The organism is Paenibacillus sp. J22FR83 (genome assembly GCF_059691955.1).
The window spans coordinates 57,375-65,299 of the sequence record NZ_JCAUAM010000030.1 but is presented as its reverse complement, the minus strand read 5'-3'; the positions used below and the strand labels follow the sequence as shown (position 1 = coordinate 65,299).

The window sequence follows — 7,925 nt, the reverse complement described above, 5'->3', positions numbered from 1 at the left end:
TCAGATTCCACCTCGCGATGGACACCCTTGCTCTTGGCTAACGGTAGGCGTTCGCCAGCCCCCGTTCGGGACTTTCACCCTAGAGATGACGCCCATGCTGGGCGTACATAAAAAAGAGGTTGACCAGGAATTCCCTGTTCAACCTCTTTTTTATTCGAAGAAACCCGCCTATGCCGTCCGGTTTCCGTGCTTCAAACCCGCTCTCGCAGGTGGGTGTCCGCAGACGTGTATTTGAGGTCCCCTTTCGAGGGCATGTCAGCCACACATCAATATAGGTCTCCCTAGAAACAGTCATTGGTTTAAAACAACTTAAAACCGTTACGAACATCGCAGATTTCTTCTGTTTTCTTATTATAGATCCAACCACGCTGATAATCAACTGGTAGGATTAATCTCTATTCTTGTCATTATCATCTTTTTTATGCAAACTAACTGGAGTTTCATTCACGACTCCCTCATTCGCATCATCATTTCCTTCTGCAGCCGCTTCAGCTTCTTCAGCAAGTCGCTGTTGTTCCTTCTCTTCAAGCTCTTGTTGCTTCGTCTGAAGCTTCGTAAAGCTTCGGTTGAACTGCCAGAAGGAGAACGTCGCTACAATAGCACCCATGAAGAACACAACTAAGAAGAAATTGAACTTCGTCAAACAAATATAAACAATAACACCATTACAAATGAGCAATACAATCGAATTAATGGGATTACCAATTGTAATTAAAATTGAATTCTTAACAATTTGAAAAATCTTCATGTGCAAATGAACAATAATGGAGAAGAAATTAAATAAAGCAATTATCATGATCACCGTGAAAGCAATAAACAAAACAGCCAAAACCCTCAACGAGCTGCCTTGCTTCAAATAGAAGAAATAATTCACTCCGATAATCACGAAAATGAGAACAAAGAAAATTCCACCTAACATACTTTGCAAGTAGTTTTCTTTATATCCGCGGAAAAATGTCTTTAACAACGGAACATCTTCTTCTCCTGTCACCCATTTCCTAGCTACGGCAAACATCGCGGTAGTCGCTGGAAATAAAGTAAACGGTGCCAAAATTGCAAGAATCGGTAACGTAGCTTTTAAAGCGTCCGGCGTTTGACTCACTAACCCCATGAAGAGGAAAAAGAATACCGGAATTGAGCAAAGCATCCAAAGCAAATTAATAACGGATAACCGCATAATCCACTCCGATATTCTATACAGTCCTCCCATAACTCCCTTAAACTCCAAAACTGCTTCCTCCTTAGCGTTTCCTTCAGGAAACTTTCTACGTTGTTAACTGCTGACATGACAATAGCATGTCTTAATTGTATATGTACTTAATTATAGCCTATTTTTCACGATATAGGTAGCCGTCTAGTCGTTCTAGGTACTTTTACATAAGATAGTATTGTCTAGTCGCACCACCCCCAAATCATTATTCAGGAGGTTGATACTATGTCTAACGCAATTGGAACATCCGCAGGAGCTATTTTGGTGCTTTTCATCTTATTAGTTATTATCACTAGCTCATTTGTACTTTAATCTATATATGTATAAAGAAGGCGGAGATCCTCAGGATCTCCGCCTTTCTTCATGTTGCATCTTATTTATTTACAAGTGTATCTTCACTTTTACGTGGCGCTCTGGAACGATCACGATTACCGGAGTTGTTGCTTCCGTACTCGCGATTTCTCGAAGATGAGCTGCTTCCGCCTTCTCTGTTTGAACCGTAGTCTCTGCTATCTTTACGCGGGTAACGGGAGCCACCATTGGAGGAATTGCCTGAACCGGACCCACCATAGCCGCCACCTTGACGACGATCGCTTGAACCTGATCCTGAACCGTATCCACCACCAACACGTCTACCTGAGCTGCGAACATCGAATTTTTTCTTTCTTGCACGAATCGGATCTTCTGGTGTCAATTCAATCGCAAGATCTTTCTTGTCACCTGTAAGAAGCTTCATAGCTGCTGCAAGCAAGTTAACGGAATCGTATTGCTCAAGCATTTGAATTGCAAGACCTTTGAATTCGCCATGCTCTTCTTTTTGAAGCATATCCAAGATACGCTCAGCAGTCATTTTTTGCTTACCTTCTACCGCTTCTGCAACACTTGGTAAAGGTTTTTTGTTGATTTTATGGCGTGTAACCTTCTCAATGAAGTGAAGGTGATCGATCTCACGTGGCGTTACGAAAGTCCAAGCAGTACCTTCTTTACCTGCACGACCTGTACGGCCGATACGGTGAACGTAGCTCTCTGGATCTTGTGGAAGGTCAAAGTTGATAACGTGAGTAACACCAGATACATCTAGTCCACGAGCAGCAACGTCAGTCGCTACTAGAACATCGATACTGCCATCACGGAATTTTCTCATGACATTATCACGTTGATTTTGGGACAAGTCACCATGAAGACCTTCCGCAGCATAGCCTCTCTTTTGAAGAGCTTCAGCCAACTCATCTACCCGGCGCTTCGTACGTCCGAAGATAATTGCCAAGTCTGGTGCTTCCATGTCGATCAAACGGCTAAGTGCCTCAAACTTTTGTTTCTCATGCAATTCAATGTAAGCTTGCTCGATCAATGGAGCACTAACTTGTTTCGGGATAACAGAAACATGCTCTGGGTTTGTAAGGAATTGTTGAGCCAGCTTCTGAATGTTCGTCGGCATCGTTGCAGAGAACAACATTGTGTGGCGTTCTGTAGGAACTAATTTAAGAATAGATTGGATATCATCCATGAAGCCCATATCGAGCATTTCATCTGCTTCATCCAAAATAACCGTTTGAACATCATCAAGTTTGATTGTTTTGCGGTTAATATGGTCAAGAAGACGTCCTGGTGTTCCAATAATGATTTGTGGTTTCTTTTTCAATGCACGGATTTGTTTCACGATATCCTGTCCACCGTAAATCGGCAAGGAGCGAATGCCTTTGAAACGACCGAGTTTTTCAATCTCTTCCGCAACCTGAATGGCAAGTTCCCGTGTAGGACACATGATTAGAGCTGAAATGCGCTCTTCTTTTACATTGATTTTATTAACAAGCGGAATACCGAATGCTGCCGTTTTACCAGTTCCCGTTTGTGCTTGCCCGATCAAATCACGGCCTTCCATGGCCAGTGGTATTGTTTTTTCTTGAATAGGTGTGGACTCTTCAAAGCCCATCTCCGTAATTGCACGTAGTACCGATGGGTCTAAACCAAACTCCTGAAATGTTTTCAAATAAATTCAATCTCCTTTTGTACAGGGCAGGCTAATGCCTTGTATCTTTTTTACCCTTAAGTACGACTTCCTATCCGTCTCTATAGTTTCTTGGTGGAATACACTTTCGATTCGTCATCTTCCATGATCCAACTGGCCGCCCTTAAGAACATCTAAAATATTATAGCACAAGTGATATACACATTGCCAGTGGCTACTTTTAACGATTCGAACGAAACCGAATGAATAAGCAACTCGTATTAAAGGGGAGAACAATAAAACGGAATTGCACAGAGGAGAGTTTCTATGTCCATATTCAAACGTGTCAGCAACATTCTTCGCAGTAATAAAGAGCAACCACCTACTACCGCATCCGCCGGTAATCCACTGGAAGTCGCACGTGTTGGCGATATTGTCAGTGTAGACTTAGAGGAATACGTCATCTCCGGTAAAGTCAGCTATTTCGACCGCGGATTTGAGCCACATCGCTACGCTTATTATCTACAAAGCGGCAAAAATATTCAGTGCTTGATTGTGGAAAAAGGCAGAACTCACGACTGCTTCCTATGCAGTTTTATTGAAGGAGCTTTGGATGATCCCAATGATGTTCCTACGCGATTAGAGTTAGACGGAGATGTCACTTTTGATTTGGAATTTCATCGCAACGACGTTTCACGGACAGAGGGCAACACCGATTTCCGCAGCGGCGATGATATTATATTTTGGCGATATTTTGGACCAGACCAGCGCTTCTTCTTCCTACAATGGCAGGATGGTAAATTCATAGCCCTAGAAGGCGAACGCACACCTGGCAATCAAATAAAATTTTTAAAAAATTCTTGAAATCATACTGATGACGATTAAGCTATGTTATCATGAAAGCATGTTTCCGAAACACCCCTGAAAGGAGGACTACAAGACAATGAAGAGATGGACTTCATGGCTTTCCTTCATCCTAATTATCGCTCTTCTTACCGCTTGTGGCGCAGATGCCGGACGTTATATCAAAGATGAATATCCGTTAGTAAGCGTCGATGGCAAGGGAACCACGATGTCTAAGGTTTACGCTGTTGAAGGAAAGAACGTACCAACAGTTGCCAATGAACTGGCTGCCAAAGAATCACCCAAAGAGAAGAGTAAGGAATCTGAGGATCAAATGTTCCTTGTTTATAGGGACAAGGTTATTAATATCCAGAAAGATCCCAGTGATAGTAACAATACATTAGTTCAGCTCGATAGCATCGAATATGCCAAGACCCATTACGACTCGTCCTTCTTACAAGGCTATTTAACCGCTACGCTGCTTCAATCCATTTTTGGTGGCGGCTGGAATAGCAATAAAGGATCTTCTTATGATTACCGCGGCTACACGAAGACGCCGACTTATAAGGCAACAACACCAGCTACAGGTTCAACCAAAGCAACGAAGCCCACAACATCCGATCGTACGGGGGGGTTCACGAGTGGTGCAGCAAATCCCAGCTCTGGAAGCTCTTCAACAGCCCGCAAGAATGATGGTTCAACGGCTAACAAAGTAACGAAGCCATCCACAAGTAAATCAAGTACAAGCAAGCCAAGTACAACGAAGAAAACAGGCTCCTTCAAGCGCCGGTAAATGTTACCAATAAGCTGCTGTCCATCTCAGGACACAGCTTTTTTTGTATTTCCCGAATTAATTGACCACCATCTAAATAATGATTGCAGTTTTATAAGAATGAATTATACTTGCAATATGCTGCATACTATTTTAGAGGTGATTTGTTTTGAAAAAGGCGCTAGATGTTGTAGTCATTCTAGTTGGCGCACTGCTTGTCGCAGTTGGCTTTAATATGTTCCTTATTCCCCATCAGTTGCTAAGTGGTGGTGTTTCGGGGATAGCCATGATTATTGGATATTTTACGGATTATAATATCGGATTTCTTTATTTATTTTTTAACATGCCTCTCATGATTTGGGGACTTGTTTCCATTGGTAAACGATTCATTATAATCAGCGTTGCATCTGTCGTATTGACGACTTGGATGATGCAATTGATCCCCATGAATTTCGTTGCCAAAGATTCCATGTTAGGTGCAGTATTTGGCGGTGTACTCATCGGGATCGGCAGCGGAATTACGCTTCGTATTGGCGGATCCAGCGGCGGATTCGATATTGTCGGCCTCATTTTAACCCGGAAATACGACTTCCCTCTTGGCACCATCCTGTCTTCCATGAACGGAATTGTTATTGTCGCACTTGGCTATTTCAAGGATAACTGGGATCTTGCATTATTTTCAATGTTAGCAATTTTCATTAGTGGGAAAACTGTTGATATGATACATATCCGCCATGTAAAAGTAACCGCGTTCATTGTAACGAAGCATAAGGAAGCCATTATTAATAAGCTGCTCATGATCCCTAGAGGGGTTACACTGATTAAAACAGAAGGTGCCTACACGAAGCAGCAGCATGATATGCTAATGACGGTTACAACGCGATATGAACTCGTGGAATTAAAGCGAATTATTAAAGAAATTGATCCGAAAGCGTTCGTGAATATTGTGGAAACTGTCGGTGTTGTAGGGGAATTTCGAAAGACCCATTGATTAATTAGCCAACTGCCCCTTTATTCCATTTTGAATTGTGTTATAATGAATATAATTTCATATAGTTCTGGTTTTCATCGATGGTAGGTTCAGGCGTAGTTCTTATTCTAATCTTCTGATTGGAAGGGTGATGCTTGTGGAGACAGTCAAATTATCCAGGATTGTAATGAAATTAACGCCCGAGTTGTATCCCTCTTTAACCAACAATGAGTTGGAATCCGAGATCGTACTACGGTTCGGTATAGAGGCACTCGCAGCGGAAGATGTCATGGAAATTATTCAATTCAGCATTTCGGAACATCATAAGGACACCCTGTACCATTGAGGGTGTCTTTTTTGCATATCTTTTAAGCATCGTGTTATTAAAATTGTAATAAATAGGCTATATGGGTTATGATAAGTCCATGATATACTATAGTTAACATAAATTTAATGGAGGTGTCTGGAATGGGAGCTTTATCTCCTTGGCACATCATTCTCATTGCGATCGTCGCCCTGCTTTTATTTGGGCCTAATAAACTGCCAGAGCTTGGTCGAGGTTTCGGCAAAATGTTCCGCGAGTTCAAAGATGCAACAAATGGAAACGGCAATAACTCATCAGCGGATGATCAACCTACGATTGCACGGAAAGAAATTAATCCCGAAGTATCGAATAGCGAATCGAATAAGTAAGTCCAAGCACCTGGAGGCCAAGCTTCTAGGTGTTTTTGTTTACATCCTACTTTAGACTGGATCACATGTGCCAAATGACTCATACAAGCTTCTACAAAAGCCTACAAATTTCCTCTGTGCGTAGTTTCCAGCTTGGCTTATAATAAAAGCTAGATACAAGGATTGGAGTGGACTTATACATCATGGAAATTTTACTTGCCTCACTTGCCCTCATTTGGGGGAATGTTACGGCTGCTAACCCCGATGCAAGCTTTGAACAACTTGTGCAAGCTTCGCTAGATGCCAAGAACGCTGTTGCTATCGTTCAACCCGTCAACCCTACGACTCCTGCGGATACTACGGATCCACTCGCACCTGTCAATAAGGTAGATCCACAGAAAGATGCCCCTGTTGTGAAAGGGATCTACTCCACTGCTCACAGTGCTGGCGGCTCACGACTTAATACGCTCGTAAAACTACTTGATGATACCGACCTGAATGCCATGGTTATTGATGTGAAAGATGACTGGGGCTACATCACTTGGGAAACTGGGAATGCAGAACTCGACGCAATGGGAACAACTCAGAAAATTATTGGCAATATGCCAAGTTTGATGACAACACTTCAAGAGCATAACATTTATCCAATTGCTCGTATTGTTGTATTCAAAGACACCATCCTTGCTAAGAAAAAACCGGAATTGTCTTTCGTTAATCCAGACGGCACACTGTGGGATAACGGGAAAAAACCGGCTGACAGCTTCGTCAATCCATACAGCAAAGATGTATGGGACTACAATATCGCTGTAGCCAAAGAAGCTGTCAAAGCAGGCTTCAAAGAAATTCAGTTTGATTATGTCCGTTTCCCAGAAGGCTTCGAGAAACGCGCGGATGTTCTCAAATATACCAAAGATGAGCGTTCACGGATTGATGCAGTCTCTTCTTTCGTAAAGTATGCGAGAGAGCAATTGTCCCCACTTGGTGTTCGGGTATCGGTCGACATTTTCGGATATGCAGCTTCTGTACCTGCCGCTGAAGGTATCGGTCAAGATTTCGAGAAAATCTCACAAAATGTCGATGTTATTGCTCCAATGATTTATCCAAGCCATTACAGCACAGGCTGGTTCGGCTCCAAAGTACCTGATGCTGCACCGTATGCCACAATTAATGGTGCTTCTAAAGATACTACTAAGAAACTCGAAGCTATTGATCAAAAAGGATGGAAGCCCGTTGTCCGTCCTTGGATACAAGACTTTACTGCTTCATGGGTGCCAGGCTATATCAAATACGGCAAGCATGAATTAGATGAACAGATTCGAGCTTTGAAGGATAATGGCGTTAATGAGTATTTATTATGGAATGCCAACAATAATTACACGGCTAACGTCAATTATTAATCGGCACATGTGATAATCCCCCGAGAGCATCCCTATGCGCTCGGGGGATTTTTACTTAGGGTCCGTGTTTACTTTCGGTTTCCATTTCATTTATCATGGTAGTATTCTTTTCA

The 7,925-nt window shown here is 42.4% G+C and carries 8 protein-coding genes and 1 other RNA gene; 6 read left to right on the top strand and 3 right to left on the bottom strand.

What is annotated here, in order from left to right:
- Positions 1–157: 157 nt before the first annotated feature.
- The 3 genes from ssrS to cshA form a co-directional block, all read right to left on the bottom strand.
- A non-coding RNA gene (ssrS, locus tag AC58PV_RS33355) (6S RNA) lies at positions 158–339 on the bottom strand.
- A gap of 49 nt (positions 340–388) precedes the next feature.
- On the bottom strand, positions 389–1,228 hold the full coding sequence (locus AC58PV_RS33350; RefSeq protein ID WP_497437318.1) for a YesL family protein: 840 nt from the start codon (positions 1,226–1,228) through the stop codon (positions 389–391).
- Between the two features lie 355 nt (positions 1,229–1,583).
- Entirely contained in the window at positions 1,584–3,200 is a 1,617-nt protein-coding gene (gene cshA, locus AC58PV_RS33345; protein ID WP_497437317.1) for a degradosome RNA helicase CshA, read from the bottom strand.
- A gap of 285 nt (positions 3,201–3,485) precedes the next feature.
- Here cshA and AC58PV_RS33340 point away from each other — a divergent pair, with 285 nt between their 5' ends.
- The 6 genes from AC58PV_RS33340 to AC58PV_RS33315 all read left to right on the top strand — a co-directional run bounded on the left by AC58PV_RS33340 (position 3,486) and on the right by AC58PV_RS33315 (position 7,812).
- Positions 3,486–4,022 carry a DUF4178 domain-containing protein gene (locus AC58PV_RS33340; protein WP_497437315.1) on the top strand — a complete coding sequence of 179 codons (537 nt, stop codon included), beginning with the start codon at positions 3,486–3,488 and terminating at the stop codon, positions 4,020–4,022.
- A gap of 79 nt (positions 4,023–4,101) precedes the next feature.
- Positions 4,102–4,794 carry a DUF4247 domain-containing protein gene (locus AC58PV_RS33335; RefSeq protein WP_497437314.1) on the top strand — a complete coding sequence of 231 codons (693 nt, stop codon included), beginning with the start codon at positions 4,102–4,104 and terminating at the stop codon, positions 4,792–4,794.
- A 148-nt stretch (positions 4,795–4,942) separates the two neighbouring features.
- Complete coding sequence (locus AC58PV_RS33330; RefSeq protein ID WP_497437313.1) at positions 4,943–5,764, top strand: YitT family protein; 822 nt, start codon at positions 4,943–4,945, stop codon at positions 5,762–5,764.
- 130 nt (positions 5,765–5,894) lie between these two features.
- On the top strand, positions 5,895–6,089 hold the full coding sequence (locus AC58PV_RS33325; protein ID WP_068662137.1) for a hypothetical protein: 195 nt from the start codon (positions 5,895–5,897) through the stop codon (positions 6,087–6,089).
- Between the two features lie 122 nt (positions 6,090–6,211).
- Positions 6,212–6,436: a Sec-independent protein translocase subunit TatA/TatB gene (locus AC58PV_RS33320; protein WP_497437311.1), complete on the top strand. Its 225-nt coding sequence runs from the start codon at positions 6,212–6,214 to the stop codon at positions 6,434–6,436.
- A gap of 182 nt (positions 6,437–6,618) precedes the next feature.
- Positions 6,619–7,812 carry a putative glycoside hydrolase gene (locus AC58PV_RS33315; RefSeq protein ID WP_497437310.1) on the top strand — a complete coding sequence of 398 codons (1,194 nt, stop codon included), beginning with the start codon at positions 6,619–6,621 and terminating at the stop codon, positions 7,810–7,812.
- Positions 7,813–7,925 lie beyond the last annotated feature (113 nt).

Bases quoted from the DNA above. Each gene is read 5' to 3' on its own strand.
- AC58PV_RS33325 (WP_068662137.1), top strand. From the start codon at position 5,895: ATGCTTGTGGAGACAGTCAAATTATCCAGGATTGTAATGAAATTAACG.
- AC58PV_RS33335 (WP_497437314.1), top strand. From the start codon at position 4,102: ATGAAGAGATGGACTTCATGGCTTTCCTTCATCCTAATTATCGCTCTT.
- AC58PV_RS33320 (WP_497437311.1), top strand. From the start codon at position 6,212: ATGGGAGCTTTATCTCCTTGGCACATCATTCTCATTGCGATCGTCGCC.
- AC58PV_RS33315 (WP_497437310.1), top strand. From the start codon at position 6,619: ATGGAAATTTTACTTGCCTCACTTGCCCTCATTTGGGGGAATGTTACG.
- AC58PV_RS33340 (WP_497437315.1), top strand. From the start codon at position 3,486: ATGTCCATATTCAAACGTGTCAGCAACATTCTTCGCAGTAATAAAGAG.